Source organism: Cutibacterium sp. KB22876 (genome assembly GCF_059728865.1).
The window spans coordinates 351018-377072 of the sequence record NZ_AP040858.1 but is presented as its reverse complement, the minus strand read 5'-3'; the positions used below and the strand labels follow the sequence as shown (position 1 = coordinate 377072).

General features: G+C 64.9%; 25 protein-coding genes and 1 tRNA gene. 15 read left to right on the top strand and 11 right to left on the bottom strand.

Annotated features, from left to right (window positions below; translation table 11 throughout):
* Positions 1-90 precede the first annotated feature (90 nt).
* Positions 91-300, bottom strand: coding sequence for a PLDc N-terminal domain-containing protein (locus AC6I1W_RS01755; protein ID WP_004809707.1), 210 nt, complete (start codon positions 298-300; stop codon positions 91-93).
* Between the two features lie 56 nt (positions 301-356).
* Here AC6I1W_RS01755 and AC6I1W_RS01750 point away from each other — a divergent pair, with 56 nt between their 5' ends.
* Together AC6I1W_RS01750 and AC6I1W_RS01745 are read left to right on the top strand one after the other, a co-directional pair.
* Entirely contained in the window at positions 357-1082 is a 726-nt protein-coding gene (locus tag AC6I1W_RS01750; protein ID WP_004809706.1) for a glycerophosphodiester phosphodiesterase, read from the top strand.
* A gap of 112 nt (positions 1083-1194) precedes the next feature.
* Positions 1195-1908 carry a type 1 glutamine amidotransferase gene (locus AC6I1W_RS01745; protein ID WP_270236949.1) on the top strand — a complete coding sequence of 238 codons (714 nt, stop codon included), beginning with the start codon at positions 1195-1197 and terminating at the stop codon, positions 1906-1908.
* A 53-nt stretch (positions 1909-1961) separates the two neighbouring features.
* Here AC6I1W_RS01745 and AC6I1W_RS01740 read toward each other — a convergent pair whose 3' ends face one another.
* On the bottom strand, positions 1962-3842 hold the full coding sequence (locus tag AC6I1W_RS01740; RefSeq protein ID WP_065673235.1) for a potassium transporter Kup: 1881 nt from the start codon (positions 3840-3842) through the stop codon (positions 1962-1964).
* Between the two features lie 218 nt (positions 3843-4060).
* Positions 4061-5956, bottom strand: coding sequence for an alpha-amylase family glycosyl hydrolase (locus tag AC6I1W_RS01735; protein ID WP_065673224.1), 1896 nt, complete (start codon positions 5954-5956; stop codon positions 4061-4063).
* 97 nt (positions 5957-6053) lie between these two features.
* Here AC6I1W_RS01735 and AC6I1W_RS01730 point away from each other — a divergent pair, with 97 nt between their 5' ends.
* Entirely contained in the window at positions 6054-6575 is a 522-nt protein-coding gene (locus AC6I1W_RS01730) for a YbaK/EbsC family protein (protein ID WP_021108043.1), read from the top strand.
* Positions 6576-6631: 56 nt separating this feature from the next.
* On the opposite strand, the gene AC6I1W_RS01725 is transcribed toward AC6I1W_RS01730, so the two are convergent.
* Positions 6632-7375, bottom strand: a complete 744-nt coding sequence (locus tag AC6I1W_RS01725) for an HTD2 family dehydratase (protein ID WP_117189497.1) — start codon at positions 7373-7375, stop codon at positions 6632-6634.
* Positions 7372-7998, bottom strand: coding sequence for a uracil phosphoribosyltransferase (gene upp / locus AC6I1W_RS01720; protein ID WP_016666407.1), 627 nt, complete (start codon positions 7996-7998; stop codon positions 7372-7374). The genes AC6I1W_RS01725 and upp overlap by 4 nt, the downstream gene beginning before the upstream one ends.
* A 336-nt stretch (positions 7999-8334) precedes the next feature.
* On the opposite strand from upp, the gene AC6I1W_RS01715 reads away from it, so the two are divergent.
* The 5 genes from AC6I1W_RS01715 to AC6I1W_RS01695 all read left to right on the top strand — a co-directional run bounded on the left by AC6I1W_RS01715 (position 8335) and on the right by AC6I1W_RS01695 (position 12766).
* A complete protein-coding gene (locus tag AC6I1W_RS01715; protein ID WP_041710344.1) occupies positions 8335-8958 on the top strand; it encodes a tRNA adenosine deaminase-associated protein in 624 nt (207 codons plus the stop codon).
* 36 nt (positions 8959-8994) lie between these two features.
* The gene (locus tag AC6I1W_RS01710) at positions 8995-9444 is read left to right on the top strand and encodes a nucleoside deaminase (RefSeq protein ID WP_171048652.1); all 450 of its coding nucleotides are present in this window, start codon (positions 8995-8997) and stop codon (positions 9442-9444) included.
* Positions 9441-10868: a lipopolysaccharide biosynthesis protein gene (locus AC6I1W_RS01705; RefSeq protein ID WP_004809690.1), complete on the top strand. Its 1428-nt coding sequence runs from the start codon at positions 9441-9443 to the stop codon at positions 10866-10868. The genes AC6I1W_RS01710 and AC6I1W_RS01705 overlap by 4 nt, the downstream gene beginning before the upstream one ends.
* A gap of 78 nt (positions 10869-10946) precedes the next feature.
* Positions 10947-11031, top strand: a tRNA-Ser gene (locus AC6I1W_RS01700).
* Positions 11032-11263: 232 nt separating this feature from the next.
* Positions 11264-12766 carry a potassium/proton antiporter gene (locus AC6I1W_RS01695; RefSeq protein ID WP_065673220.1) on the top strand — a complete coding sequence of 501 codons (1503 nt, stop codon included), beginning with the start codon at positions 11264-11266 and terminating at the stop codon, positions 12764-12766.
* A gap of 132 nt (positions 12767-12898) precedes the next feature.
* Here AC6I1W_RS01695 and AC6I1W_RS01690 read toward each other — a convergent pair whose 3' ends face one another.
* Together AC6I1W_RS01690 and AC6I1W_RS01685 are read right to left on the bottom strand one after the other, a co-directional pair.
* A complete protein-coding gene (locus AC6I1W_RS01690; protein ID WP_015583670.1) occupies positions 12899-13453 on the bottom strand; it encodes a LytR C-terminal domain-containing protein in 555 nt (184 codons plus the stop codon).
* 9 nt (positions 13454-13462) lie between these two features.
* Positions 13463-13756 (bottom strand): type II toxin-antitoxin system VapB family antitoxin, encoded by a 294-nt coding sequence (locus AC6I1W_RS01685; protein ID WP_015583671.1) that lies wholly within the window; start codon positions 13754-13756, stop codon positions 13463-13465.
* A 172-nt stretch (positions 13757-13928) separates the two neighbouring features.
* Here AC6I1W_RS01685 and AC6I1W_RS01680 point away from each other — a divergent pair, with 172 nt between their 5' ends.
* Both AC6I1W_RS01680 and AC6I1W_RS01675 read left to right on the top strand, forming a co-directional pair.
* Positions 13929-15098 carry a MalY/PatB family protein gene (locus AC6I1W_RS01680; RefSeq protein ID WP_015583672.1) on the top strand — a complete coding sequence of 390 codons (1170 nt, stop codon included), beginning with the start codon at positions 13929-13931 and terminating at the stop codon, positions 15096-15098.
* A gap of 200 nt (positions 15099-15298) precedes the next feature.
* Positions 15299-16177, top strand: coding sequence for a PRC-barrel domain-containing protein (locus tag AC6I1W_RS01675; RefSeq protein ID WP_015583673.1), 879 nt, complete (start codon positions 15299-15301; stop codon positions 16175-16177).
* A gap of 110 nt (positions 16178-16287) precedes the next feature.
* Here the strand turns inward: AC6I1W_RS01675 and AC6I1W_RS01670 are convergent, their stop codons facing one another.
* Positions 16288-17349, bottom strand: coding sequence for a septal ring lytic transglycosylase RlpA family protein (locus AC6I1W_RS01670; RefSeq protein ID WP_021108039.1), 1062 nt, complete (start codon positions 17347-17349; stop codon positions 16288-16290).
* Between the two features lie 293 nt (positions 17350-17642).
* Between AC6I1W_RS01670 and AC6I1W_RS01665 the strand changes: the two genes are divergently transcribed.
* The 3 genes from AC6I1W_RS01665 to AC6I1W_RS01655 all read left to right on the top strand — a co-directional run bounded on the left by AC6I1W_RS01665 (position 17643) and on the right by AC6I1W_RS01655 (position 20555).
* Entirely contained in the window at positions 17643-18890 is a 1248-nt protein-coding gene (locus AC6I1W_RS01665) for an alpha/beta fold hydrolase (RefSeq protein WP_497743515.1), read from the top strand.
* A 346-nt stretch (positions 18891-19236) separates the two neighbouring features.
* Positions 19237-19833, top strand: a complete 597-nt coding sequence (locus AC6I1W_RS01660) for a sugar O-acetyltransferase (protein WP_171048649.1) — start codon at positions 19237-19239, stop codon at positions 19831-19833.
* The gene (locus AC6I1W_RS01655; protein WP_117189494.1) at positions 19830-20555 is read left to right on the top strand and encodes a hypothetical protein; all 726 of its coding nucleotides are present in this window, start codon (positions 19830-19832) and stop codon (positions 20553-20555) included. Before AC6I1W_RS01660 ends, AC6I1W_RS01655 begins: the two co-directional genes overlap by 4 nt.
* Positions 20556-20606: 51 nt before the next feature.
* Here the strand turns inward: AC6I1W_RS01655 and AC6I1W_RS01650 are convergent, their stop codons facing one another.
* Both AC6I1W_RS01650 and AC6I1W_RS01645 read right to left on the bottom strand, forming a co-directional pair.
* Positions 20607-23207: an ABC transporter permease gene (locus tag AC6I1W_RS01650; RefSeq protein ID WP_117189493.1), complete on the bottom strand. Its 2601-nt coding sequence runs from the start codon at positions 23205-23207 to the stop codon at positions 20607-20609.
* A gap of 6 nt (positions 23208-23213) precedes the next feature.
* Positions 23214-24050, bottom strand: coding sequence for an ABC transporter ATP-binding protein (locus tag AC6I1W_RS01645; protein ID WP_117189492.1), 837 nt, complete (start codon positions 24048-24050; stop codon positions 23214-23216).
* Positions 24051-24794: 744 nt separating this feature from the next.
* Between AC6I1W_RS01645 and AC6I1W_RS01640 the strand changes: the two genes are divergently transcribed.
* Positions 24795-25145 carry a hypothetical protein gene (locus tag AC6I1W_RS01640; protein ID WP_063279590.1) on the top strand — a complete coding sequence of 117 codons (351 nt, stop codon included), beginning with the start codon at positions 24795-24797 and terminating at the stop codon, positions 25143-25145.
* A gap of 77 nt (positions 25146-25222) precedes the next feature.
* Here the strand turns inward: AC6I1W_RS01640 and AC6I1W_RS01635 are convergent, their stop codons facing one another.
* Positions 25223-25435, bottom strand: a complete 213-nt coding sequence (locus AC6I1W_RS01635) for a 5'-methylthioadenosine/S-adenosylhomocysteine nucleosidase family protein (protein ID WP_065673211.1) — start codon at positions 25433-25435, stop codon at positions 25223-25225.
* A gap of 205 nt (positions 25436-25640) precedes the next feature.
* Here AC6I1W_RS01635 and AC6I1W_RS01630 point away from each other — a divergent pair, with 205 nt between their 5' ends.
* Positions 25641-25955, top strand: a complete 315-nt coding sequence (locus AC6I1W_RS01630) for a hypothetical protein (RefSeq protein ID WP_117189491.1) — start codon at positions 25641-25643, stop codon at positions 25953-25955.
* Positions 25956-26055: the final 100 nt, after the last annotated feature.

Genomic DNA, 26055 nt, shown 5'->3' with positions numbered 1-26055 from the left:
GTTCTTGGAGGAGTGTGGCAAAGACGCCGGATCAATGCTCCACGGACGTCCATTGGCACGGCGTGTACACCATGTTCCCTGGTTGGGAACTCAGCTCAACGCCATGTTCTTCCCGGCGATGAACCACACGATCGGCCCGATGATCGGGAAACAGAAGCACACCACGATCCAGATCAGCTTCCCGGCTCCCGTCAGCATGTCCGAGCTGAGGATTGACAGCAGGGCGAGAATGAACAGCGCGAGTGGGACAGCGACGGCCAGGATGCACAGAATGGTGAACACGATACCGGTCATGACCATGCCATCCAGCGTACTGGCGCAGGCACCCTGGTCAATGCCCGTGGCATCATGACCACATGACCACCGTGTGGGCCCACCGCGGCTCGAGCATGCAGTTCCCGGAAAACACCCTTCCCGCCTTCCAGAACGCCATCGACCTCGACGCCGACGGCATTGAACTCGACGTCCAACTCACCAGCGACGGCCACGTCGTCGTCTGTCATGACGAAACCGTCGATCGCACCACCGACGGACACGGCCCCATCGTCTCCATGGCCCTTGACCAGGTCCGTTCCCTCAACGCGGCCGCCAACACCGACCACCCGCCCGCCCAGGTCCCCCTCCTCGACGAGGTCCTCGACCTGCTCGTCCCCACCACCCTCGGCCTCAACATCGAGCTCAAGAACAGCGTCGAGCGCTACCCGAGCCTCATCGAGGCCGTCGCCCGTGCCATCGACACCCACCACATGGCCGACCGCATCGTCATCTCCTCGTTCAATCACCGCTGCATGGCCGAAGTCGCCGAGCGCACTCACAACCGGGTCGAACGCGCCATCCTCTACGCCGACGACATCGTCGATCCCTGGGACTACGCCCGCCACCTCGACGTCCAGGCCGTCCATCCAGGAGCCCATCTCCTCGCCGACCGCGATGACGTCCCGACGTTCCACGACGCCGGCCTCACGGTGCGCACATGGACCCTGGACACCCCCGACCACCTGCGTGCTGCCCGGATCCTCGACGTCGACGCCGTCATCACCAATGACCCGGCAACTGCCCAGCGAGTCCTGGCGGAGGACTGACCCCAGCACCAGCGCGCCATAACCGAGAACCCCTCCGACACGTCACGATCCGCACACGGTTCGCAACAGCTCTGGCACACGGCGGTGACAGAAAATCCGTAGTCTTTCCGCCATGACGCGGATCCTGGTCATCGTCCACGAGTCCTCCTGCAACCCCGGCAGGCTCGGACAGCTCTGGCGCGACGCCGACGCAGACGTCGTCGAGGTCAATGCCTGGGACCACCCGGTGCCACCCACCGTTGACGCCGACGCCCTCGTGGTGCTGGGCGGATCCATGGGCTGCCTGGATGACGTCCAGGCTCCTTGGCTCGCGCCCACCCGAGAACTCATCGTGCGCACCGTCCACGCGGGCATCCCCTTCCTGGGTGTCTGCCTGGGCCACCAGCTCGCCACCGTCGCCCTGGGAGGCCGGGTGTGCACCTCAGACCATCTCTGCCTCGGACCGGCCGAGATGCACCTCACCCCGGACGGGGAGAAGGACCCGTTGCTGTCGGTCTACTCCGGCCACCGTGGCATCCACTTCAACAATGACGTCGCCGTCGTCCTGCCCGAGGACGCCGTGCTGCTTGCCCGCGATCCCTCCGGACAGATCGAGGCGGTCCGATTCGCCGAACGCGTCTGGGGAGTCCAGTTCCACCCGGAATGCACCCCGGAGATTTTCGACGGCTGGACCATCGGCCACACCGAGAAGGAGTGGAAACAGCGTCTCCCCTGGTCAGAGGCCATCTCGGCTGCCGAAGCAGTGCGTCGTGACGAGGACGTCGTCACCGCCGAGAAGGCCTTCGCGGTGCGGTTCCTGGAACTCATCGCCCCCACAACGGCGTGATTCCCCGGGGCCCTCGAGCCCCGGAGAATCACACGGACGTCAGCGCCGGATCGTCACAGATCGACGGCCTCACCCATGACCACTGCACGGGTGCGCGGAATGCGGAACACTCGCGTCCGGTCGGCCTGGTTGCGTGCTAGACCCACGTAGAGCACCTTGCGCCAGGCGGTCATCTTGGCCCCCTGCTCCGACTCGGAGCGCTTCACGTCGACCAGCGACAGGTAATAGATCGCGTCGTCAAGGTGCTCCTTGAGCACCGGGCACTTGTCTGCCGCCAGGGCCAGTGCCTTCGGGACGTCCTGGGAGTCGGCGAATCCGACGTGGCAGGCGATGTAGACGATGCCGTCGGTCGGCTTGCCGAGATCGACCTTCTCGATGCGATTGACGTGACGCACGTGTGGGACGTTCTCCACCACCATCGAGATGATGACGTTGTGCTCGTGGAGCACATGATTGAACTTGAGGTTGTTCAGCATGGCCAACGGGGTCGTCGCCCGTCCCGGATGTGGGTAGATCGCCAGTCCGGGCACGCGGGTCGGCTCCGTCTCATGGACCCAGTCGAGGAAGTCGTCCAGCGGACCCTCGTCGTTCTGCCGCTGCTTGGCGATGTAGGCGGTACCGCGTCGCCAGGTCGTCATGATGGCGATGATGATGGCCGCGAAGACCAGCGGAATCCAGCCGCCGGACGCGATCTTCAGCAGGTTGGCGGCGAAGATCGACAGCTCGACGCCACCGACGACGACACCGAAGACGATGAGAGCCCACATGGGCCAGTGCCACGCCCGATGGGCCAGCACCAGGAACAGGCTCGTCGTCAGCAAGAAGGTGCCGGTGACGGCCAGGCCATAGGCGGTGGCCAGCTTCGTCGAGGTCTGGAAGATGAGGATGAGCGCCAGCACGCCGACGAAGAGGATCCAGTTGATCTCCGGGATGTAGATCTGGCCGCCTTCGGACTTCGAGGTGTGACGCACGCTCAGACGTGGCAACAGTCCCAGACGGGTCGCCTCCGAGCTCATAGAGAAGGCGCCGGAGATGACGGCCTGGGAGGCGATGACGGTGGCCATCGTGGCAATGACGACGAGCGGGATCGTCGCCCAGCCGGGTGCCAGCCGGAAGAAGGGATTGTCGATCCAGTCGGGATGCTCAAGGATCATCGCTCCCTGCCCCAGGTAGTTGATGAGCAGACACGGCAGCACGACGGCGAACCAAGCCAGTCGGATCGACGGGGCGCCGACGTGACCCATGTCGGCGTAGAGGGCCTCGGCGCCCGTGATCGTCAAGACGACAGCGCCCATCGCGATGAAGGCCATCCCGGGTCGCTCGATGGCGAAGAGGATCGCCCAGTGCGGGGACAGGGCCGTGATGATGAAGGGCTTGCTGATGATCCACGGGATGCCCAGGGCGGCCAGGGTGAGGAACCAGATACCCATCACCGGCCCGAAGGCCTTGCCGATGACTGCCGTCCCTCGTCTCTGCACGATGAACAGGATCGTCAGGATGACGACCGAGGCTGGCAGAACGATCATCTCGGCGCCCGGATTGGCCACCGTGATGCCCTCCACCGAGCTCATCACCGAGATCGCTGGGGTGATGAGGGAATCTCCGTAGAACAGCCCGGCGCCGATGATGCCGAGCAACATTGCCGTCATGCCAGTGCCCTTGCGGCTGGCCATAAAACGACGCACCAAGGCCATAAGCGCGAGGATGCCGCCCTCACCGTCGTTGTCAGCACGCATCACGAAGATGACGTACTTGACGCACACCACCAGCAGGATCGACCAGAAGATCATCGAGATGATCCCCATGACGTCACCGTGGGTGGGGCGAACGGCATGGTTCTCCATCGAGAACATCGTTTGAAGGGAGTAGAGCACCGAGGTTCCGATGTCACCGAAGACGATTCCCAACGCAGCCAGGGCCAGCCCCGGCTTCATGGCTCGGATCGGTTCAGGATCACTGATCGGCTGGGTGGCCTTTGCCACTGCCTGCCGTCCATGTCTGCGACTCACTCCAGAAAGTATGGACCTCATGGTCTCAACTGCAAGTCGAATAGAGAAGGAAGTTCGGATGTGGGAGGAGCGGGGGAAATCGTCCTGACTTCCCCCGCTCCGGTGACGCTGTTCTCGTCACACGTGTCGGTACGTCGGCGACCTCAGGCGCGCGACAGGATGACCACACTGTAAGGCGGCAGAACCAGGGTCACGGATGCCGGGTGGCCGTCGTAATCATCCTCGGCTGCGACAAACCATTCGGGGACGTCGACCCCGTCGAAGGCGTCCGAGTACACCTTCGCGTCGGAATTGAACCTGGTCACCCAGCGGCCGGCAGCCGGCATCCCGATGGTGTACTCGCCCCAGGCCTTGGAGTCGAGGTTCACCGCCACCACGACGTCGTCGTGCGGACCACCGTCAGCCCAGCGGTGGAAGGCGTAGACGTGGTTGTCCGTGTGCAGGTGCAGGGTGTCGACGTTCTGTCCGGTGAGGCCCTTGGTGTGGCCCTCCTCGTTGAGACGCAGACTGACGAGATCGCGGTACATCCTGAAGATGCCCTTGAACTGAGCGCCCTGATCCCAATGCAGCGGGACGGTGTCGCGGAACCATTCGCCCTCCAGGAGCTCCTGGCCCTGGAAGATCATCGGCAGACCCGGTGAGGTGAGTACCAGGGCCGCTCCCAGGGTGGAGCGCTTCTGGGCGTAGTAGCCGGTCGGATCGTCGTCGTCGACCTCCTGGGGGACGCGGGCCGAACCGTTGGCGACCTCGTCGTGGGACTCGGTGTAGATGACGCGGGAGAAGGCGTCACCGTAGGAGAACTCGACGGCATCGCGCACGGCGTCCATGTCACGAGCCTCGTCGGAGGCGGTGATGACAGCAGCGCGGATCGGGTGGACGAAATGGTTGTCCCACTGGGCGTGGAAGGCGGCACCGTCGTCAGCGGTGGAGACGACCTTGGGCTCACCGTGCAGGTCCTCGGCGATGGTGATGGCGCGTGGGAACTTCTCGCGGATCTCGGTGTTGATCCAGTGGGTGAGGCTCCAGCCGTCGGGGATGTTCATCTCACCGGCATCGACACTGCGCATGTACGGGGTCATGTCGTAGCGCAGGCCGTCGGCGTGAAACTCTTCCAGCCACATCATGGCGTTGTCGCGAATGAACTCGCGGACCTCGCCGCGGCCGTAGTCGGGACGGGTGTCGCCCCACGGGGTCGAGGACTTCCAGTCGTTGTAGAAGTAGATGCCGCCCTTGTCGTTCTCGCTCCATCCGTCGAACTGCCACAGGTCGAGGTCCGAGGGGCCGAAGTGGTTGTAGACGACGTCGATGATGACCGCCAGGCCGTGCTTGTGGCAGGTTTTGACGAGGTCGCGCAGCTTTTCCGGGCCGCCGTAGGCGCTCTCGACGGCGAAGATGTGGGCCGGGTTGTAACCCCACGAGTAGTCCCCGGCGAACTCCATGAGGGGCATGAGCTCGACGGCGTTGACGCCCAGGTGGACGAGGTGGTCGATCTTCGACTCGACGTCGGCCAGGTCGGCGGGCTTGTCGTCGTCAGGATCCTTGTCGAAGAAGGTTCCGACGTGCATCTCGTAGATGACGAGCTCGTTCAGGGTCGGGGGAGTGAAGTCGTCACCCTCCCAGTCGTAGGCGCCGGGATCGGTGATGATGCCATTGCCGACCGAGCTCGTCACGTGGCGGGCGTAAGGGTCGATGCGGGAGATCACCTGGTCACCGTTGATGAGGACGAAACGGTACTCGTCGCCCACCGTGGCACCGGCGGCCTGGCCGTACCAGTAGCCGTTGTTCTCGCTGACGAGCTGGAACTTGGCCGAGCGAACCTTCTCGGCGTCGTCATTGTCTCCCCTGGGCTGGGCTGCCCAGTCGTCGAAGGTTCCGGTGACGGCGACTGTCTCGGCGTGCGGGGCCCACACGCGGAACGCGGCGCCACCGTCGATGAGCGAGACACCCATGCCCTTGGCACGGCCGGCGTAGTCGGTGGGAATTGGATCGTTGGCATTCGGGCGGGATTCGCCGGTCGCTTCCTTCGTATCGTCGGTCATCGTTCTCCTTGTCGTCGAAACAACCACGGTCAACGGTATCCGTCCGTGGTGTGAGAGGTGGTCCCATCGTGTGATCACGGTGACTACGGTGGGTCGCATGTACGACTCCGTTGAGCACCTGCCTGCTGCCGATCACCCTGAGCTGCTGGCCGCGACGGTCGCCGGACGAGCCGCCGAGTTGCCCTCGGCAGTCGTCTTCAGCATTGATCCCGAGATCGCGGACACCGACGCCTTGTGCGAGGCCTTCGGTGAGGGTCCCGAGACGTGTGGCAACTGCGTCATCGTCAAGGGAAAGCGCGGTGACGTCGAGAAGTACGTCGCCTGCCTGGCCCTTGCCACGACGAGGGTTGACGTCAACAAGGTGGTGCGCAAGAAGCTCGACGTCCGCAAGGCGTCCTTCGCGCCCATGGACGAGGCCGTCAGCCTGTCCGGAATGGAGTACGGCGGGATCACCCCAGTGGGCCTGCCCGCTGAGTGGCCGATCTGGATTGATCCGCGCGTCGCCGAGGCCCAGGCCGTGTGCATCGGATCGGGGCTGCGCAGCTCAAAGCTCATCGTCAGTGGTGCTGATCTGGTGTCCCTGCCAGGAGCTGAGGTCGTCGAGGGACTGGCGAACTGAGTTCGCTCCCTGCCTCATGGGATTGCGGCCCAGGAAGTCCGAACGGGGCGCCTGGGTCAGAACTCCTCGAGGGTTGCCGTCGCGGTGACCGTACCGTCGGGGCGACGGACTTGGGCCTCGCCGTCCTCGATGCCGACCGTCAGTCGGGTCGGGGCGGTCACGGAGGCGCGGAAGCGGTAGGAGAACTCCTTCCCGACGAAGGTCTCGCATGGGAAGGCTTGCGCCATGAGGAGGGCCTGCAGCGGTCCGTGGACGACCAGTCCGTCGTGGCCGTTGCGACGGCAGAAGTCGCGGTCCCAGTGGATGCGGTACGGGTTGGCCGTCAGGGCCGAGAAGGTCACCAACAGAGGCTCGGTGGCCAGGAACCCGTCGCCGTCGGTCTGCCCGGCACCCGCGGGCGAGGGATCGGAGGACTGGATTGGCAGGAAGACGTATTCCTGCTCGTCGACCAGGCAGTCTTGGCCGTCCTGTGCCCAGGTGGATCTCATCGTCACGAAGTGAAGAGGGCCGCGACGCCCCTGCCTGTCGGTGACCGAGGCGACCTCAGTGGTGCGGGTGGTCTCGCGGTTGAGGGCCAACGGGGCCGTGGTGCGCACCCGACCGCCGGCGAACATCCTCGTCATACCCGGTTTCGGGGTGCTCGGGGAGCCGATGGTGTACCCGTCCTCGTCGAGGCTGGCGGGGTTGACCGGGTCGAGGAGGAGGACCCAGTGCCAGCACGGCGGGACGACCCTGTTGGGTTCGGGGGAACCCAGCAGGGTTGCCAGACCGCGCAGGTCGTCGGGGCGCAGTTGCGTCATTCGGCCAGGCCGTACAGACGGTCGCCGGCGTCACCGAGGCCGGGGACGATGTATCCGTGCTCGTCGAGGTGATCGTCGACGCCAGCCACGACGAGGTGGCAGGGGACTTCGAGATCGCTGACGAGCTTGCGGAAGTTCTCGATGCCCTCTGGGGCGGCCAGGATGCACAGACAGGTGATGTGGTCGGCGCCGCGGCGCACCAGGAACTCGACGGTGCCGCCCAGAGAACCACCGGTGGCCAGCATCGGGTCGAGGACGTAGCACTGACGGCCGGAGAGGTCCTTGGGAAGACGCTCGGCGTAGGTCATCGGCTGGAGGGTCTCCTCGTCACGGGTCATGCCGACGAAGCCGACCTCGGCCGACGGGACGAGGCGCATCATGCCCTCGAGCATTCCCAGGCCGGCGCGCAGGATCGGGACGACGAGCGGCTTGGGGCGGGCCAGGGCGACACCCTCGGTGGTGGTGAGCGGGGTGGTGACGGTGGTCGGCTCGATGCGCACCTCGCGGGTGCCCTCGTAAGCCATGAGGGTGACGAGCTCCTCGACGAGCTGGCGGAAGACCGGGCTGGGGGTGTCCACCGAGCGCAACAGGGTCAGCTTGTGGGAGACGAGGGGATGATCCATGACATTGAGTTCCACGAAACCAACCTTCGCACATGAGGAGTAACTGGCGGCACTCGGCCACCAGATTCGGGGGCCGAGGAGTGAATGGGTGGGGGATGTGCGGCGCCGGTGTACGGAAGTAACTGCTGTCGGGGAGCCTGTCGGTAGGGGGTGACGCTGCCATGGCTAGATTCGGCCAATCCTCGGCGAATTTCGCCGATAACGGCAGGTACAACACCGTCCACACTGCCCCGGACCTTCCTTCCGTCGAGAAGTTCGCGCTCAAATCGGCCCTGCGACTGTTTCCGCGGCCAGATGTCTGCAACGATGGAGACGTTCGCCCCCAAGGAGGTCGTCATGTCCCGGTTCAGCGATGACGAGTTTGTTCCCGACGATGACGTCGATGACTACGACAATCTCGATGAGTACGACGAGTTGCCCGATGACGAGGACGACTACGACGACGATGATGACGATGACTATGACGACGATGATCTCGAGGACGCAGGCGAGGACGAGATCGACTTCGTCGTAGCTCTCTACAACGATGATGGCGAGCGGACCGCGGTCCCCATGGAGCCTATGCTCGCCAACGATCTCGACGAGCTCATCACCCAGCTGCGCCGTCTCCCTGGCGACGCAGGAGCCGTCGGCATGGTCTCGATCGACCACCAGTTCTACGTCATCGTCCGGGTTCGCGGCCGCAACGTGCAGGTCTTCCTGTCCGACTCCACCCAGGCCAATGACTGGCCGATTGCTCGCGACGTCGCTGACTTCTTGGGCGAGGACATTCCTGACCCCGACGACGACCCCGAGACAATGGGCGACGGCGACATGCTTGCCGACGCCGGAGTGGGTGAGTTCGACATGGAGGCCTTCGCCGAGGCCGACGAGGACTCCGACGAGATCCTGGCCGACATCGCCGCCCGGGTTCACTTCGGGCCGCAGTTCGAGCGGGCGGCCAACACCTCGGTGCGCTGACCCGTGGCTGGCCCGATGCCGGGTTGGCGTCAGGCCATGGCCCAGGCCCTCGCCGTGGCGCGTCGTGCGGCGCAGTGGGGTGACGTCCCCATTGGTGCGGTGATTCTCGGCCCTGACGGCGAGGTCCTCTCCGAGGCGGGCAACGAGCGTGAGCTCACCGGTGACCCGACCGCTCACGCCGAGGTGCTCGTCATCCGTCGAGCTGCGGAGGCCAGGGACGGGTGGCGTCTGGATGACTGCACCCTCGTCGTCACCCTGGAACCGTGCACCATGTGCGCCGGGACGATCATCGCCGCGCGGATCCCGAGGGTGGTGTTCGGAGCCTTCGATCCCAAGGCCGGAGCTGTCAGTTCCCTCTTCGACGTCATGCGCGATCCGAGGCTTCCGCACCGTCCCGAAGTGGTCTCCGGCGTCATGGCCGACGAGTCGTCCGCCCTGCTGCGCGAATTCTTCGGCGGTCATCGGGCCTGTACCGTGGACGGGTGACCAACACCCCAACGGAATCGACGCCGTCGGAATCCGGGGAGCAGACGCCTTCCGGAAATGCCGCGGCGGCCGAGGAGAAACGAGTGCGCTTCCCACGCGCTCACGCCTACATCCAGAGTCATGAGTTTCTCGCCTCGGTGACGAAGGTCATGAGCGGGACCGGCCTGGCCCAGTTGATTGCTGCCCTGGCTACCCTCTACGTCACCCATCACATTGACCCGTCTGACTGGGGCATTTATGGCGCCATCATGGCCGTCTCCCAGTTCGTCATCCCTGCTGCAGCCCTGCGCTACGAAATGGCCATCGTGCTGCCGCGGGACAACTCCGAGGCCAAACGGGTGCTCCGGTTGGCGACGCGGATCAATGCAGTCGTCTCGACGTTGGCGATGCTGTCGATGATTCCCCTGGGCGGATTCCTCAGTGGGCTGCTCGGCAAGCCGCAGGCCCGGTGGTGGTTGTTGGCGGTCGGCCCGATCGTCTTCGCCTACACGCAGGTCAACGTCGTTAATTACTGGGCGAACCGGCGCAAGCAGTTCGGCATCATCGGCACCAACGCGCTGTGGTGCCAGTCGACGACGGCGGTCGGACGTATCACCTCGTGTGCCATCAATGCCGCCGCCTTCGGTCAGGTCATCGCGACCTTCCTAGGCAAGTGCTTGGCGCTCAACAACTTTCGACGCCGTTTGGGTCCTGACCTGCGCGCCATCGAGGAATCCGACATGCCGATGCGTGCGGTGATGCGCAAGTATCGGCAGCTCCCTCTGCTGACGGCTCCGAACGCCATCGTTGACGCCATCCGGCAGCAGGGCGTCAACATGATCATCATGGTGAAGTTCTCGACGGCTGGCTACGGTCGATTCAACATCGCCTGGACGTTGATGCAGATGCCGGCGTCCGTCATCAACCAAGCACTGTCCCAGGTGTTCTTCCAGAAGCTGTCGGTCTCCGACGCCGGGAAGTTCTACCAGACCGTCAAGAAGTCGGTGGTGAGGTCGTTCCTCGTCGGCATCGTGCCTTTCGGGTTGCTGTATGTGCTCATCCCGCCGGTGCTGCCGTGGCTGTTGGGCGCGAAGTTTCAGCAGTCGGCTGACATTGCGGTGGCTCTGGTGCCGTGGCTGTACGTCAACTTCGTCACATCGCCGATCTCGAATATGTTCATCGTGACCCGCAACAACGGGATCGCCTTGGTCTTCGCGATCATCTACGCGGTCGTGCCACTGACCTACCTGAACCTCAGCGACCTCTCGATGGTCGGGACGATCTACCAAATGTCCTTTATCATGGCTGGGTTGTTGGTGTTCTACATCGGGCTGGCACTCGTGGTCGCCAAGAGATTCGACAACAAGAACACGAAGGTGGACCCGGCGGTCGAGGCAGCCGAGGAGGCTGAGGTCAGCAGTGAGGACGAGGACAGCCGCCCCTGACACGCTCTGACACCTGATCGTCGTGTCCCCGACACTCGAATTTTGGCCAGAGGTGATGGATTCGCTACCCTTGTTCACGGTGACGTGTCTGAGCGGCCGAAAGTGCCCGCCTCGAAAGCGGGTGTAGCGAGAGCTACCGAGGGTTCAAATCCCTCCGTCACCGCCGAGAAGGCCCCGGGAGCTGGGAGGCTCCCGGGGCCTTGTGTTTAGCGGGTTGGGGCATAGTCCGAAAGAGAGACCGCCCCGGTCGGCTTCGGGAGCAATCCAACACCGAGCAGTACCCTCCGGAGTTCACGACCGTCAACGGCCCCTCCGGATGTCCGCTTCTCGCGAGACGGCGTTCCCCATGGTGTCCAGATCCATGACGGACGTCGTCCTGCTGGAATAATGACCTCGTGCAACCCTCTGACCTCGCCCTGTTCATCGGCGCCGTCGTCGTGTTGCTGGCCGCCTTCGCGGCCCGGATCGGCACCCGTCTGGGACTGCCGGCGCTATTGCTGTTCCTCTTGGTCGGTATGCTGCTCGGCCCCATCGGTTTCGGCATTGACTTCAACGACCTGGGTGCCGCACACGCCATTGGTTTCGCTGCCCTCGTGCTCATCCTTGCCGATGGTGGATTATCGACCAACTGGAAAGACATCCGACCGGCCCTGGGCCCAGCTGCCTTGTTGGCGACCGCCGGGGTTGGCGTCTCCTTCGGCGTCATGGCTCTGCTGGGCCACTACGCGCTCGGCCTGCACTGGAGCGTTGCAGCCCTTCTCGGCGCGGCCACCGCCCCGACTGACTCTGCTGCCGTGTTCTCCGTGCTTCGGGGGGTCTCCCTGCCCAATCGGCTCAGATCCGTGCTCGAGGCTGAGTCGGGCCTCAACGACGCCCCGACCGTCCTCGTCGTCATCGCACTGACCGGGGTCGCAACTGGGGAGTCGACGATCGGCGTACTCCCTCTTCTTGGGTCCATTGCCCTTGAACTCATCGGTGGTATCTGCGTCGGTCTGGGCGTTGGGTGGGTGGCTGTCAGGATCGGGCGACGCATCAACCTGCCATCCGGAAACCTCTACGCCATCGCTGCGATGGCGTGGGCCGTGACCGCCTACGGTGTCGGTGTGTGGATCGGCGTGTCCGGATTCGCCGCGGTTTACGTCGCCTCCGTCATGATTGGCAATGGCGACCTGCCCTATCAGCACACCACCCGATCCTTCTCTGAGGGCATCGGCTGGATCTGTCAGATCGGCCTGTTCGTCATGCTCGGTCTGCTGGCCAACCCCGACCGTCTCACCTGGGTCTCCGTTGGCTCCGGTGTTGCTGCCGGCCTGCTGTTGACCTTTGTCGCGCGCCCCTTGGCAGTCCTCGCCTGTACGACATGGTTCGGGTTCCGCCGCAACGAGCGGTTCTTCCTGTCCTGGGCCGGTCTGCGCGGGGCTGTGCCGATCATTTTGGCGACGATCCCGATGGCGTCCCACATGGAGCGCGCCGACAAGTTCTTCGACGTCATCCTGGTGCTCGTCGTCGTCTTCACCTGTATCCAGGGCCCGACCTTGCCGGGCGCGGCGAAGCTCCTCGGCGTCGTCGATCCGCAGATGGCCAAGGACGTGACGATCGAGGTTGCGCCCCTTGACGAGATCGCTGCCGACCTCCTGCAGGCTGACGTTCCCGAGGGATCGAGACTGTCCGGGGTGACGGTCCGCGAGCTGCGGCTGCCGCGTAACTGCGTCGTCTCGCTCATCATCCGTGGCGACCGTTCCTTTGCTCCGCGCGCGGAGACCAAGCTGGAGCAAGGTGACGAGCTGCTCATCGTCGTCCCCCAGGGGCAACGGCGGTACGTTGTCGAGAGGCTGACCGAGATAGGCCGGGGAGGCCGGTTGGCGCGCTGGCACGGGCTGCGCGTCCAGGCCGAGTGACCACACTGACGAAGTCGCTGAGCAAGCTGACCAAAACCGACTGGGCAGGCCAACCAACCCGGCTGACTAAGAAGACGAATGGGAAGGCCACGGACCCAGATGGATCCGTGGCCTTAACGGGCTGGTTGATGGTCAGGGCTGCTTTTCCCCTGGCGTCGCCAGCATCGATGGGGTCGGTGACGGTGACGGCAGACACACGGGCTCACCAACCTTCACGAACTTCGGTGCATCCGTCTTGAAGTTCGGGTCGCGATCGCCGAGCACTACTTCAACCTCATGATCGACGCGCTTGGGATCCGACTTCAACACTGCTGCCGGGAAGTAGCCGGCAACCAGCTTCACCTCAGGATCCTTGGCGTTGTGGCCGATGACCGTCACCTCCTTGACCATGGGCTCACGGTTGGCCACCGAATCAATGACGAACCCGACGTTGGCAAGCTGCTTCGACACGCTACCCGCCAGGCCACGGGTGTGACCGGAGTTGTACACCGAAACCGTGACGTCCTTCGTTGTCAGCTTGCCCTTGACGTCCTGATTGACGCAAGGGGTGATCGGTGGCGGGGGGACGGGGGCACTGACGGCCTTCCATCCGGCGCGGATGGCCACCGCGATGAGGATGACGAGGGCCAGCAGGGTGATCGGGGTACCTGCCATCCTCAGATAGTGGCGACGTTCATCAGGAGTCATGACGGGGCATCAGTCCAGTTCGAGGACACGGGCATGGAGGGTCTGACGCTGCTGAAGGGCAGCACGAAGCGCGCGGTGCAGGCCGTCCTCAAGGTAGAGGTCGCCATGCCAGGCCACGACGTGGGCGAAGAGGTCCCCGTAGAAGGTGGAGTCGTCCTCGAGAAGGTTCGCCAGGTCAAGGTTGCTCTTCGTCGTGACGAGCTGGTCCAGGCGCACCTGCACGGGTGCCAGCTGGGACCACTGCTTCTGCGTGTACCCGTGGCCAGGGTATGGGCGGGAGTCACCGACACGTTTGAAGATCACATGACGATCCTACAAGCTTCTCGACGGCAATCCCGGCAGACGTGCCCGGTGGTATGTGACAAGCTGAGACGAAAGGGCATGTGGTTGCATGTCACCGACCTGCAGCCACATATCCGGTGAACGGGCGTTGCACCGGGGCAACGCCCCGGTCGAGGACTATGGAAGGACGGCAATGACTGGTTTCGACTTCGACAGCCCCACTGTCGAGTGGTTGCGTTCACGCGGAACGGCCAGGTGGGAAGACGTCGCCGAGGAGGTCATCCCGCTGTGGGTGGCCGAGATGGACTTCCGGGTTGCCCCGCCCATCCAGCAGGCCATCGAGGACATGGTTGCGAAGCACGCCTACGGATATCCGCGCGACAACGGACTGCGGCACTCATGGGCGGCATGGGCGAAGAAGGTCCAGGGCCTGACGGTCGATCCGCTCAAGGTGCGTTATCTGCGCAATGTCCTGTCCGGAGTCCAGCTGGCCATCCGCACCTATAGCGCTCCCGGAAGCCCCGTGATCGTCCCTTCCCCGGCATACATGCCGTTCTGGAAGGTGCCGGGACTGGAAGGACGCGAGATCATCTCGGTGCCGATGGTCGACTCCGACCTGGGCTGGACCCTCGACCTTGACGGCATTGACGCGGCCTTCACCAAGGGTGCCGGGTCGATCATCCTCTGTCAGCCCTACAACCCGCTGGGTCGCGTCTTCACTGCGGACGAGCTGCGCGGACTGGCCGAGGTCGTCGAGCGTCACCACGGGTTCGTCATCTCCGACGAGATCCATGGACCTCTCGTCCCGGTCTGCGAGAAGCGCAAGGCCTCGGTGCCCTACGCCAGCATCAGCGAGCAAGCGGCCGCTCACTCGGTGCTGGTGTCCTCGGCGTCGAAGTCGTTTAACATCCCCGGGCTCATGACGGCCTTCATCTCCCTCTTCACCGATGAGCAGGCCAAGCTGTGGGATCAGAAGGTCCATCCGCTCGACGCCGAAGGGGCCACCACGATCGGCATGGCTGCCAACAAGGCCGCCTTCGACTCCGGTCAGGAATGGTTGGATGCCGCCAACTGCTACATCCATGACAACGCGGTGTGGCTGTCGGAAACCTTGGCCGATCAACTGCCGGGAGTGTCCTACCGGATTCCTGAAGGCACCTACCTGGGCTGGCTCGACTTCTCCGCCTACGAGCTTCCGGCCTCGCCAGGGGAGTGGCTGCTGCGTCACGCCCGTATCCGTCTCAATGACGGTCCCACCTTCGGGCCCGGGGGTGAGGGGCACGCACGTATCAATTTCGCCACCCCACGCTATCTGCTCGAGGAGGCCGTCGACCGGATGGTCAGCGCGATCAACGACCGTTGACTCTCGGACTGCTGATCGTCAGACCATTGGCTTGACGAGCTCTGATCCTCAGGCCAAGGCATGTCGACCCGATCCGGGCAGGTGCTCAGTTCGAGACGCGCCCGGATGCATTGCGCCAGTTGGCGCCTGCACTGTGAAAAGCTGAAGCGAAGAGTGCGTGTATGCGCGTACGTTCCAGCCCCCTAGCGAGAGGTCGATACATGGACATCAGCGCCATGGATCCCAAGGACATCCCCGGACTGTTCGACGCCGAGGTCGTCGGACCGGATGGTGAGAAGGTCGGGACGATCCAGCAGATCTTTGCCGACGAGGTCACCGGTGCCGTGACTTTCGTGACCGTGCTTTCGGAGGGCCACGAGCACTTCATTCCGGTACGCGGCGCCGATTACTCCACGAGCCACGTCAGTGTGCCGTTCAACCGCGACATCATCGAGACCGCCCCTGAGGCGTCCGAGGAGGACGATCTCTCGCGTGACCGTGAGGCCGAGGTCTACGGCCACTACGGCATGGAGCCCGCTCGTCGTTCCGGACTGGAGATCGATGATGACGACATCATCATCGCCCAGCCAGGACGCGGTGCCGACAGCGATCCTGACATCGTCGACGCCGCAGAGGTTGACGACGACTCCCCCGAGGAGGTCGGCGAGACCCAGCCCGTCGACGATGACGAGGTCGGCCAGGACACCACCGTCACTCCGGTCATCGTTCCGGCGGCTCCCCGTGACGAGGACAACGTGGGCTCCCCGGTTGCTGAGGATGGCGAGGAGGACGACGAGAACCGTCCTGAGGCGCTCAGCGATGATCACTCCGAGGAACACTCTGATGATGAGGTTCTCCCGGTCGCCGAGCCCGTGCCCGCCATGGGTCTGCCGGCTGGTGCCAAGCTGCGCCGCTACGTCGTCACTGATCTGGTGACCGTGCAGATCCCGGTGCGCCGCGAGGTGGTGTGCTGGGAGGATGCCGAGGGCAATGTCCACGAGCTCGACAAGGTCGAGGCACCGGAGGAGGCCAAGAAGGCCGGAGTTCCCGGACAGGCCACCTGGTGGTTCAACGACGGCCCGGAGGCTCCTGCCGGTTGATTCCTGGGCCAGAGATCTTTGGCCTGGCCTGAGAAGTCTTGAACATGACGTCAGCCCCCGATCCGCAGTGGATCGGGGGCTGACGCTGTCATGATCGATGTCTGGTGAGCTCAGGAGACCTTCTCGTAGGTGACGTCGGCAACGCCAGCGCTGGGCGACGAGATCTGGTTGAAGGCGGCCGGAGTCAGGTCGAGGCAGCGACCGGAGACGTAGGGTCCACGGTCATTGATGCGCACGACGGTAGAGCGTCCGTTGGCCCTGTTGGTCACCTTGAGGCGGGTGCCGAAGGAGTAGGTCTTGGAGGCAGCCGTCATGGCCGAGGAGCTGAAGGGCTCACCGGAGGCGGTCTGCGAATCGGTGTAGAAGGAGGCCCCGCAGCTTCCGGCGACGCCACTGGTGGAGACGTCGGCGGCGCTACGGTCCGAGCGCTCGGAGGAACGGGAGGTGCGCGAGGACTCCTCGGAGTGACGCTGCGTCGGCTCCGGAGCGGCGGCCTTCTTCTGAGCTGCCTTCTCGGTCTCGGCAGCCTTCTCGGCCTCGGCGGCGCGCTTGTAGCTGGCCTTCGAGCGCAGCAGGCTCATGGTGACGGCGTCGGTGACGCCGGTCTGCTTGAGAGCATTGGCCTTCTGGAACACCTTGACGGCGTTGGTGGTGGATGGGCCGTAAGGCAGTCCGACCCACTTGCCCGGGAAGTAGCTGAGGGTCGAAAGGTCGCGCTGAACAGCCTTGGTGCGGGCATTGTGGTCGCCTCGCTGGGCGAAGATGCCGACCGGGCGGGTGACCTTGTTGATGTAGCGGGTGGCGACCCAGGAGGTCTTGCCACGGTAGTTGACGGGGGTCCAGCCCTGAACGTCCTTGCCAACGATGAGGAGACGGTCGCCGGGGTGGATGAGACCGTGACGCTTGTACGCGGTGCCACGTCCGGAACGAACGTTGAGGTGGACGCGGGACTGCGCGAACTGGGTGGTGTACGGGGTGGCGCGCTTGGCCTGCTTGGTCGGCGCCTTCTTAGTCTGCTGGGTGGGAGCCTTCTCCGCATGGGCCCCAGGGGTACCGGTGGGGGCGGCGTGGGCCTCCTCGGCGATGGTGCCCATGACGGCGAGTCCGGCCGCAGCGGTCAGAGCGACGGTGCGCTTGAGAGCCGTCCCGGCGTTGGTCGAGGTGTTGGTCATGTGATGTTCCTTCCGAGCGTTGCCGCAGGTTCAGGGGCTCGTTGAACTGTACGTGTTCCTGAGAGATTCTCAAAATCGGTTCAGTATAGATGAGTGGGTGTCACCTCGGGGATGCGCTGCTGATGGACCTCCGAATCTTCTGGACAAGCCGCGACGGTAGTTGCGGAGGATGGGACAACATCGTGTGAAAGCTGAGAAAATACTGAGGGTTCTGGATATGGCAAGCCTCGCGCCGCCGGGCGAGGAGCGACGGAGTCGACTCGGTCTGCCTCCGGACCTCGTAGGCTGATGCCATGACGTGGAACCGCAACATTCCTGGCTTGCTGACCGACGACATTCGCCTCAGGGTCCCGTTGGACCACAACAACCCCGAGGACCTGCGCACCGTCGAGATTTATGCGCGTCTGGTCGCTGCTCCTGACGGCACCGACAAGCCGTACCTCGTCTTTCTGCAGGGTGGCCCGGGGTGCGAGTCTCCGCGTCCGACGCTGCGGGATCCCGGATTCCCGGGCTGGCTGGCCCGGGCCCTGCAGGACTACCAGCTCGTGCTGCTGGACCAGCGCGGCACTGGACTGTCCTCGCCGGTGAGCGAGCCGGTGGGGGACCCGGCCAGCCAGGCGGAGTACCTCACCCACCTGCGTGCCGACGAGATCGTCGAGGACTGTGAGGACATCCGTCGTCACCTTGGTGTTCAGAGATGGGCGGTGCTGGGCCAGTCCTTCGGCGGATTCACCTTGCTGAGGTACCTGTCCACCTACCCGGAGTCGCTGTCGGCCGGTTACTTCACGGGTGGTCTGTCGGCAGTCGGACGTTCTGCTGACGAGGTCTACACCGCCTGTTACGACCAGCTGCGCGCAAAGTCGCTGGAATACTACAAGCGATTTCCGGAGGATCGGGTGCGGCTCGCAGAGCTCATGGCGCTGGCCGAGAAGGGCGAGATCACCATTCCGAACGGTGACATCGTGACGCCGTCGCGGCTGCGGTCGTTGGGACACCTGCTGGGCGCCTCGGGTGGGGCTGAGAAGCTGCACTACCTGCTGGAGTATCCGCACACCTCACGGTCGTTCCGCCATGATCTTGCCGGGCTGCTGCCTTTTGGCGGACGCAACCCGCTGTACGCCGTCATCCACGAGTCATCCTATGCCGACGGTGTGGTCACCGGCTGGTCGGCCGCGCGGATGCTGCCCGAGGACTTCCAGCAGGATCCGACCCTGTTGACCGGTGAGCACGTCATGCCGGAGTGGTTCGACACCGACCAGGAGCTGCGGCCGTGGAAGGAGGTTGCCAATCTCATTGCGGACCATCCGTGGCCGAAGCTGTATGACGCTGACGCCCTCCGGGCTGCCGAGGTGCCCTGTGCTGCGGCGGTGTACCACGACGACGCCTATGTGCCGCGCCAGTTTTCCGTCGAAACGGCAGCCTTACTGCCGCAGATGCATGCCTGGGTGACGACTGAATATGAGCACAATGGGTCGAATGCCTCAGGCGGTGCGGTTCTCGACCGTCTCATCAAGCTCGTCAAGGGAGAGCTCGTCAGGTGAGGTTGCGGGGCGTCCGGGGTACCGGGCGCCCCTTTTTCCCGTGACCTTCATTTTCAGCTGCGCCAGCTGTGTCCCCCCGTCAAGATCTGCTGGCACAGGGGACACAACTGGTACAGGTGGACGTGGCAGGGCGGGGATTGGCCCAGGTGGCCCAACTGGGTGATCCCCGGGGCGCATTCCTCTCACAGCCTCGCTGCACGGCCTTCCACTACACGGAGCTGCCAAAAAACGCTCCGAAAACCCGATGGCAACGTCACCATCCAGGTTTTCTGGCAGCTCTGTGTAGTACTAGCCGGTATTCGAGGTTCAGGGGATGCCTTCATGCCCTCCCGATACCGTTGACCCCATGACTGACCACTTCGCAGGGGACCCCCGCACGAACCGGGAACGGATGCTCGCCGGGGACCTCTACATCGCCGACGACCCGGAGAGCTCCCGGATCGCCGAGCGCGGGGCCAGGCTGGCTGACGCCTACTACCGGGCCTTCCTCAACGATCCGGACAGCGCCATCCCTCTGCTGGCCGAACTCCTCGGAGAACTCGGAGAGGATGCCGTCATCAAGCCGCCGCTATACGTCGACTACGGTGAGAACATCCACTTCGGCGCGCGCAGCTTCGCCAACTACAACCTGACGGCTCTCGACGTCGCCGAGATTCGCATCGGCACCGACTGTCAGATCGGCCCGAACGTCCAGTTGCTGACTCCCACCCACCCCATCGACCCGGACCTGCGTTGGGAACGCCTGGAGGCTGCCAAACCCATCACGATCGGCAATAATGTCTGGCTCGGCGGAGGCGCGATCGTCTGCCCCGGTGTCACCATCGGTGAGGACAGCGTCATCGGAGCCGGAGCGGTCGTCACCAAGGACATCCCGGCCGGATCCATCGCCGTCGGCAATCCGGCGCGCGTCATCGGATCGGTCTATGACAGGAAAGGCGAATGACCATGAACGACATCCCGGATCTCCCGGTCAACTGGTGCGATCCTGACTCCGTCGGTGCCGAGCTCCCGGAGACCGACGACGTCGAGGCCGATCCGCAATCCGTGCAGATTCCGCCGGCCGAGTCCTTCGAGGTGTTGCGCCGGGCCAGCGAAGAGGAGCTGCGAGCCCAGGAGCGCGGTGAACAGATCGACCCACTCGAGTCCGGACGAGCCGCGATCGCCATCGCCCTCACCCCGCTCTGTCAGCTCGAGGGCGCGATCATGCTCGGCGTCAGCCTGCTCGACGCCGTGGTCAAGCGGGTCGAACAGGTCGACGATGACACCGTCGAGGTGTACCTGCCCGACTGGCTCTTCGACCGCGAAGGACTCGCCTCTGACGAGGTCCCCGGCCTGCTGGTTGAGCGGGTTCGCCGCGACATGGCCGACCCGGTCGTCGTCTCCACCATGGGGGAGGAGGCCGTTGAGCAGCTGCGCAGTGGTTTGTCGGCGATCCTGGCGGCACAGCAGCACGACGCCGCCGAGTTCTCCCGTCACGTCAACCCGGACGTCGACCCCGAGTGGATCATCGACGGCTGCCAGGAGATTTGCGTCGCCCTGGCCGCCCACGTCGCGACCATCGGCTGGCAGCGTCCCGAGGTGGATGTCTCCAACGTCTTCGCCACCCTTGATATGGCCGACGATCCCGACCGCGTCCGCACCTTGCTGAGGCAAGCTCGCCGATGACAGGGCCGCTGGCGACCGCCGCCAGGTGTGTGGAGGACCCGCCGGCAGACCTCACTCGGTGGCGATGGCCTTGAGGATGTTCGTGCGGGCCGCCCGGTGCGCCGGCCACAGCGCGGCGAGCACCCCGACGAGCGCCGCGGCCACGAGGAAGGCCACGAGTTGCAGCCACGGGATCGAGAGTTTGTCGATGCCCTGGTCGGCGAGCAGACGTTGCAGCACCATGCCGAAGACGGTTCCCAGACCGACCCCGACCACCGCACCCAGCAAGGCGATGACGACCGACTCCAGGGTGATCATCCGGCGCACCTGCGGGCGGGTGAGGGCGATGGCACGCAACAGGCCCAGTTCCCGGGTGCGCTCGATGATGCTCAGACCCAGGGTGTTGACGATGCCGAGCACGGCGATGACGATGCTGAGCCCCAGCAGTGCGTAGAGCAGCGCCATGGTCCGGTTGACGTTGACGAGGATCTGGTCGGTGTACTGGCCAACGTCCATGACGCTCACCAACGGCATGTCGGCCAATGCCGCGTCGAGGGCCCTGTGGGCCTGCTCGTGGTCGGTGCCCGGCTTGAGGTAAATCGACAGGAAGGCGTCCTTGTCGCCCAGACCGGCCGAGGTGAGGGTGCTCGTCGAGACCCACATGGTGGCGATGGGCTGTCCCTTGCCGGTCGTGTAGATGCCGACGACGGTGAGCGTCATGGGACGCTGAGCATCCACTGACCACAACCGGTAGGACGACCCCACCTTCAGGTGATACTTCTCTGCCGCCTTCTCGTCGACGATCATCTCGCCGTCGGTGCGGAACATGCGTCCCTTCGTCACCTTCTGGGGGAACATCTTGTCCAGCGAGGTCGCCTCCATGCCCGCGATGCCGCGCGTGTGACGTCCCGTGGCGTCGGTGAAGTACTCCTTGGGCGGGGTCGTGTGGCCGGCGGGGATCTCGAGCATCTGCGCCATCTTCATGGCGTGGACGTCCTTGACCTGCGGGACGGCGGCCACCTTGGTGCGGACCTGGTCGGGAAACCCCTCGAATCCCTGTCGGCCGACCATGAAGTCGCCACGGAGCGTGTCGGTGACCTGGCTGGTCACCGAGCGCGTCGAGGAGGCCCCGAAGACGGCCATGAGGGAGACCAGGGTGAGCCCGATCATGAGGGCCGATGCGGTCGCGGCGGTGCGTCGGGGCTGACGGATCGAGTTGAGTTCGGCCAATTTGCCGACCTCGCCGAAGGTCGCTCGGTACACCTTGCCGACGATCCAGATGACCGGACGGCCGAGCAGGGGCGAGGCCAGGGCGACGCCGATCATCGTCAGGGCCATGCCGGCCCCGGCCCAGGCCACCGGTTTGCCCACGACGTCGAGCATCCCCAGAACGATCCCCACGACGCCCACGGCGGCCATGACGGAGCCGATGACGGCCCGTTTGCCCAATCCGACCTCGGACTCGGTTCGGGCCGAGGTCATGGCCTGGACCGGAGAGATGCGGGTGGCCCGGGCAGCCGGCAGCAGGGCGGCGACGAGCGTGACGAGGATGCCGGTGACGAGCGAGGCCACGATGGCCTTGACGCCCAGGGTGAGCGTCGTCTGCCCGATGTCCCATCCGGTTGCGGCCATGATCGCCTTGATGGCCACGGCCAGACCGAGGCCGCCGAACAGACCCAGGACTGACCCGACGGCGCCCACGACGAGGGCCTCGACCAGGACGGTCGCCCTGATCTGACCGCGACTGGCCCCCATGGCCCGGTACAGCGCCAGCTCGGAGGAGCGTTGGGCGACGAGAATGGTGAAGGTGTTGACGATGAGGAAGCTCGCGACGAGCAGGGAGATGCCCGCGAAGACGAGCAGGAAGATGTCGACGAAGCCGAGGGCCTTGCCGATGACGCTCATCTGCTCATCGGCGACGACCTTGCCGTCCTTGGCCTGGTATCCCTTCGGCAGGACCTTCTGGACGGCCTTGGCGACGGTCGCCCGGTCGGCGCCCGGTTCGACGACCGTGGCCACACCGGTGAATGCGTCGTGGCCCTTGAGGAAGAGCTGCTGGGCGCGGTGCGTCGTGAAGAACACGTAGCTGGCCCCGGCGGACCCACTCTCACCGACGGTGGCGGTGCCCACGAGCTTCGCCTGGACGGTGCCGGCTCGGCTCGTGATGACCTTGACCCTGTCGCCGACATGATGGCCGGACTTGTCGAGGGTCTGCGGATCAACGACCACCTCGTCGTCGGTGCGCGGTTCGTGGCCCGACACGACGTGGACGCCCTGCTGGCCGCCGAGGGCCGGGGTCGTCTGCCAGCTGAAGCCCAGTTGGGGCGGCCCGAAACTGGTGATGGCCTTGCCGTCGCGGTCGATGAGGACGGTTCCCGTCTCGGTGACGGTGCCCTGGGCGTCCTTGACACCGTCGATCGTGCGAATCCTGTCGACGACGGCCGGTGTCAACGGGTACGGTTTCGTCGCGTCGCCCTGCACCGCGTCCTCGGTGTTCTTGGACACCTCGACGTCCGAGACGGACCCCGAGACGATGGAGTTGAAGGTGGACCGGAGCATGTCGCCGAAGACGAACGATCCCGAGACGAAGGCGACGCCAAGGACGATGGCCAAGGTGGACATGAACAGCCGAAGCTTGCGGCTCCACAGGGAGGTGAAGGTGGCCTTCCACATGGTGGTTCAGGGCCTTTCGACACGGCGGGCGGCCGGCACGTGCTCGCCACCGGTTGTCTTCGCCCGATGCGGGGACGGGCCGTCGTCCGGCCCGGAGTCGATCGACGGGTTGCGGCGCGGGTCCAGGCGGCTCATCGTCGTGAGCACGGCGTCATGGGTGGGATGACAGATGTCGTCGACGATGCGCCCGTCGGCAAGGAACAGCGCCCGGTCGGCATACGAGGCCGAGACGGGGTCGTGGGTGACCATGACGATGGTCTGGCCGAACTCGTCGACCGACCGGCGCAGGAAGCCGAGCACCTCGGTGGCACTCATGGAGTCCAGATTGCCGGTGGGCTCGTCGGCGAAGATGATCTCGGGTCGGCCCACGAGGGCGCGCGCACAGGCGACGCGCTGCTGCTGCCCACCTGACAGCTCGGAGGGCTTGTGGTCGAGCCGGTCGGCCAGTCCGACGACGTCGATGACGGTGTCCCACCACTGCGGGTTGGGCTTGCGTCCGGCGATGGCCAGGGGCAGGAGGATGTTCTCGCGGGCCGTGAGGGTTGGCACGAGGTTGAACTGCTGGAAGATGAATCCGACCCGTTCACGTCGCAGCAGCGTCAGCTTCCTGTCGGTGAGGGTGGCGACATCGGTCTGGCCGATGAAGGCGCGGCCTGAGGTGGGGCGGTCGAGCCCGGCCATGCAGTGCATGAGCGTCGATTTGCCCGATCCCGACGGACCCATGACTGCGGTGAGGGCACCGGCCTCGACGGTGACGCTCACCCCGTCGAGGGCCTTGACGACGGCATCTCCGGTTCCGTAAGTCTTGACGAGTTCATCGGCGGCAGCGGCGGTCGGCGCCATGACGGTCTCCTGTGACTGGATGAATACTGGATGAATGACGCGGAGTGACGTCAGATCACAGTGTATACGTGTGCCACGATGAGCCCGCACATCTCCGTGTTCACGCTCCCATCAACGCTGTCACTATCGGCGAGAGCGGGGAGTGCACTAGGTCGATTCCCGCAACCGGGTGAGTGACACCATTCTGGGTCTGCTCGTCATCACCGAGGATGCCACTGCGCTCGTCCAGTGGCTACTGGGGCACCGCGGGCGCCTATGGCCTCAAGAAGGAGAAGTACGAGATCGCCAAGGCGGGTCGGGCATCCGGTTGAGCTGGTGCGCTACGCGCTGGAACTGTCGGACAACCTGAAGCTCTGAGGACCTGTCCAGAGCACGTGCTGGGCACTTGACTTGGCTGGGGATCCATAGCTGAATACTACGGAGAATCATTCTCAATAAGAAAGGATGTCTGTCCATCCGTAAGTTCCTCCCCGTCGTCGGTGCCCTCTCGCTGCCCCTGGGTGGTGGGGTGGCCCAGGCGGCGACCGGCGGTGAGTCCACTACCAACCCGGGCATCGTCGCGCTGAGTGCGCTCGATGGTGAGCACCGCTGCAGCGCGGTCCTGGTTGCCCCGAATGGGCGCTGACCTGGTTCGACACTGCTCGGTGCGGGAAGAGCACCGAGGTCGTCGACGGATCCGGTCATCGGACCGCGATCACCGAGCGCCACTACTTCACCCCCAATGATCCGTCCAAGAGCCAGGCCATGTTGATTCACTTGGCCACCCCGGTCAAGGACACTCCGGTGGCGAAGCTCAGCCCACAGGCCCCGCGCGAGGGTGAGAAGCTCAGCGTCGTCGCCTTCAATGGCCCGCGTGGTGCGGGCCACTTGGCATCAGTGGGCCGTGCCGAGGCCACCGTCGAGGGCCATGGTCACTGGATCAGTTGGTTCTCCGCGCCCCAGGGCATGGAGTTGCAGAAGTCCGACGCCGGTGCCCCGCTCATGCGTGGTGACGAGGTCGTCGGCTTCCTCGGCATCGCCGGTGCAGACGGGGGCGATGCCGAGGACATCGCCAACGTCCACCAGTGGGTGAAGCAGCTCACCCAGCAGGGCTGAGGCGCCAGGAGGGCGAGAGCCGCGTGCCGCCAGGTGCGCGGCTCTCGTGGTGCCGTCGGCCCTGGCTGCGTCCTCTGTCAGGACTCGGTCTCCAAGAGCTCCACCACAATGCTGGCGGCGCGCTCACTCGCACCCTCGACGCGTTCAGGGTGCTCCTCGTTGGCAGCCGGCCCGCACAGGTCGGAGATGCCGCGGATCGATGCGAAGCCGACATCAAGGGAGCGGCAGACCTGAGCGATCGCCGTCGATTCCATGTCAACGGCGACCGCATCGGGGCAATCGGTCAGCATGGCATGAGTCGGTCGCCCTGCATGAAGACGTCACCCGAGGCGAAGGGCCCCACGTCCACGCCGCGTAGGCGGGGAAGCCCCGATTCTGAAAGATGCACCTAGCGCGACGAAAGGCTCATCCCCGCGTAGGCGGGGAAGACGTGCCCGCAAGGATTGGGCGAGGGAAACCGAGGAAGCCTCGCGGCCCTATGCCGCCAGGATTTGAATGAGTACTTACGGCGATCTGAAGAAAGCGTGGGCTCGCCTCCGCCGCGAGTACCTGGACGGCAAAGTGCTCGACGCGGTGGTTATACCTTCCGGCACTGGCGTGCGGTGGGAATGCCCCGTGTGCGGCGCCGTCGGCACCGACGTGACCAGCAGCCGACTCGCTACGACAGCCGGACGCAACCACGCACAGACCCACATCAGCGCCGACGACCGCGCCGCCCTGGACGCCCTCAAAGTCACCCATATGCCCGAGGCACTACTGACGCCCTCCCTGACCAGCTCCAGACTCGACCCGATCAAAACCACCGCGTAGGCGATGGGGTCACGGCCTGAGCCACACCCCCTCAACCTCAAGCCTGCACTCACAGAGACCCCTCCTGAACTGGACTTGCTCAGGAGGGGTTTTGCCTTGC

What these genes read in the sequence shown, in the direction of transcription:
- AC6I1W_RS01640 (WP_063279590.1), top strand. Translation starts at nt 24,795, where the DNA reads ATGTTGATTCACTTGGCCACCCCGGTCAAGGACACTCCGGTGGCGAAG.
- AC6I1W_RS01645 (WP_117189492.1), bottom strand. Translation starts at nt 24,050, where the DNA reads ATGGCGCCGACCGCCGCTGCCGCCGATGAACTCGTCAAGACTTACGGA.
- AC6I1W_RS01730 (WP_021108043.1), top strand. Translation starts at nt 6,054, where the DNA reads ATGTACGACTCCGTTGAGCACCTGCCTGCTGCCGATCACCCTGAGCTG.
- AC6I1W_RS01675 (WP_015583673.1), top strand. Translation starts at nt 15,299, where the DNA reads ATGGACATCAGCGCCATGGATCCCAAGGACATCCCCGGACTGTTCGAC.
- AC6I1W_RS01690 (WP_015583670.1), bottom strand. Translation starts at nt 13,453, where the DNA reads ATGACTCCTGATGAACGTCGCCACTATCTGAGGATGGCAGGTACCCCG.
- AC6I1W_RS01665 (WP_497743515.1), top strand. Translation starts at nt 17,643, where the DNA reads ATGACGTGGAACCGCAACATTCCTGGCTTGCTGACCGACGACATTCGC.
- AC6I1W_RS01745 (WP_270236949.1), top strand. Translation starts at nt 1,195, where the DNA reads ATGACGCGGATCCTGGTCATCGTCCACGAGTCCTCCTGCAACCCCGGC.
- AC6I1W_RS01650 (WP_117189493.1), bottom strand. Translation starts at nt 23,207, where the DNA reads ATGTGGAAGGCCACCTTCACCTCCCTGTGGAGCCGCAAGCTTCGGCTG.
- AC6I1W_RS01635 (WP_065673211.1), bottom strand. Translation starts at nt 25,435, where the DNA reads ATGCTGACCGATTGCCCCGATGCGGTCGCCGTTGACATGGAATCGACG.
- AC6I1W_RS01670 (WP_021108039.1), bottom strand. Translation starts at nt 17,349, where the DNA reads ATGACCAACACCTCGACCAACGCCGGGACGGCTCTCAAGCGCACCGTC.
- AC6I1W_RS01740 (WP_065673235.1), bottom strand. Translation starts at nt 3,842, where the DNA reads ATGAAGCCGGGGCTGGCCCTGGCTGCGTTGGGAATCGTCTTCGGTGAC.
- AC6I1W_RS01655 (WP_117189494.1), top strand. Translation starts at nt 19,830, where the DNA reads ATGACCATGAACGACATCCCGGATCTCCCGGTCAACTGGTGCGATCCT.
- AC6I1W_RS01725 (WP_117189497.1), bottom strand. Translation starts at nt 7,375, where the DNA reads ATGACGCAACTGCGCCCCGACGACCTGCGCGGTCTGGCAACCCTGCTG.
- AC6I1W_RS01735 (WP_065673224.1), bottom strand. Translation starts at nt 5,956, where the DNA reads ATGACCGACGATACGAAGGAAGCGACCGGCGAATCCCGCCCGAATGCC.
- AC6I1W_RS01715 (WP_041710344.1), top strand. Translation starts at nt 8,335, where the DNA reads ATGTCCCGGTTCAGCGATGACGAGTTTGTTCCCGACGATGACGTCGAT.
- AC6I1W_RS01750 (WP_004809706.1), top strand. Translation starts at nt 357, where the DNA reads ATGACCACCGTGTGGGCCCACCGCGGCTCGAGCATGCAGTTCCCGGAA.
- AC6I1W_RS01630 (WP_117189491.1), top strand. Translation starts at nt 25,641, where the DNA reads ATGAGTACTTACGGCGATCTGAAGAAAGCGTGGGCTCGCCTCCGCCGC.
- AC6I1W_RS01680 (WP_015583672.1), top strand. Translation starts at nt 13,929, where the DNA reads ATGACTGGTTTCGACTTCGACAGCCCCACTGTCGAGTGGTTGCGTTCA.
- AC6I1W_RS01710 (WP_171048652.1), top strand. Translation starts at nt 8,995, where the DNA reads ATGGCCCAGGCCCTCGCCGTGGCGCGTCGTGCGGCGCAGTGGGGTGAC.
- AC6I1W_RS01660 (WP_171048649.1), top strand. Translation starts at nt 19,237, where the DNA reads ATGACTGACCACTTCGCAGGGGACCCCCGCACGAACCGGGAACGGATG.
- AC6I1W_RS01755 (WP_004809707.1), bottom strand. Translation starts at nt 300, where the DNA reads ATGGTCATGACCGGTATCGTGTTCACCATTCTGTGCATCCTGGCCGTC.
- upp (WP_016666407.1), bottom strand. Translation starts at nt 7,998, where the DNA reads ATGGATCATCCCCTCGTCTCCCACAAGCTGACCCTGTTGCGCTCGGTG.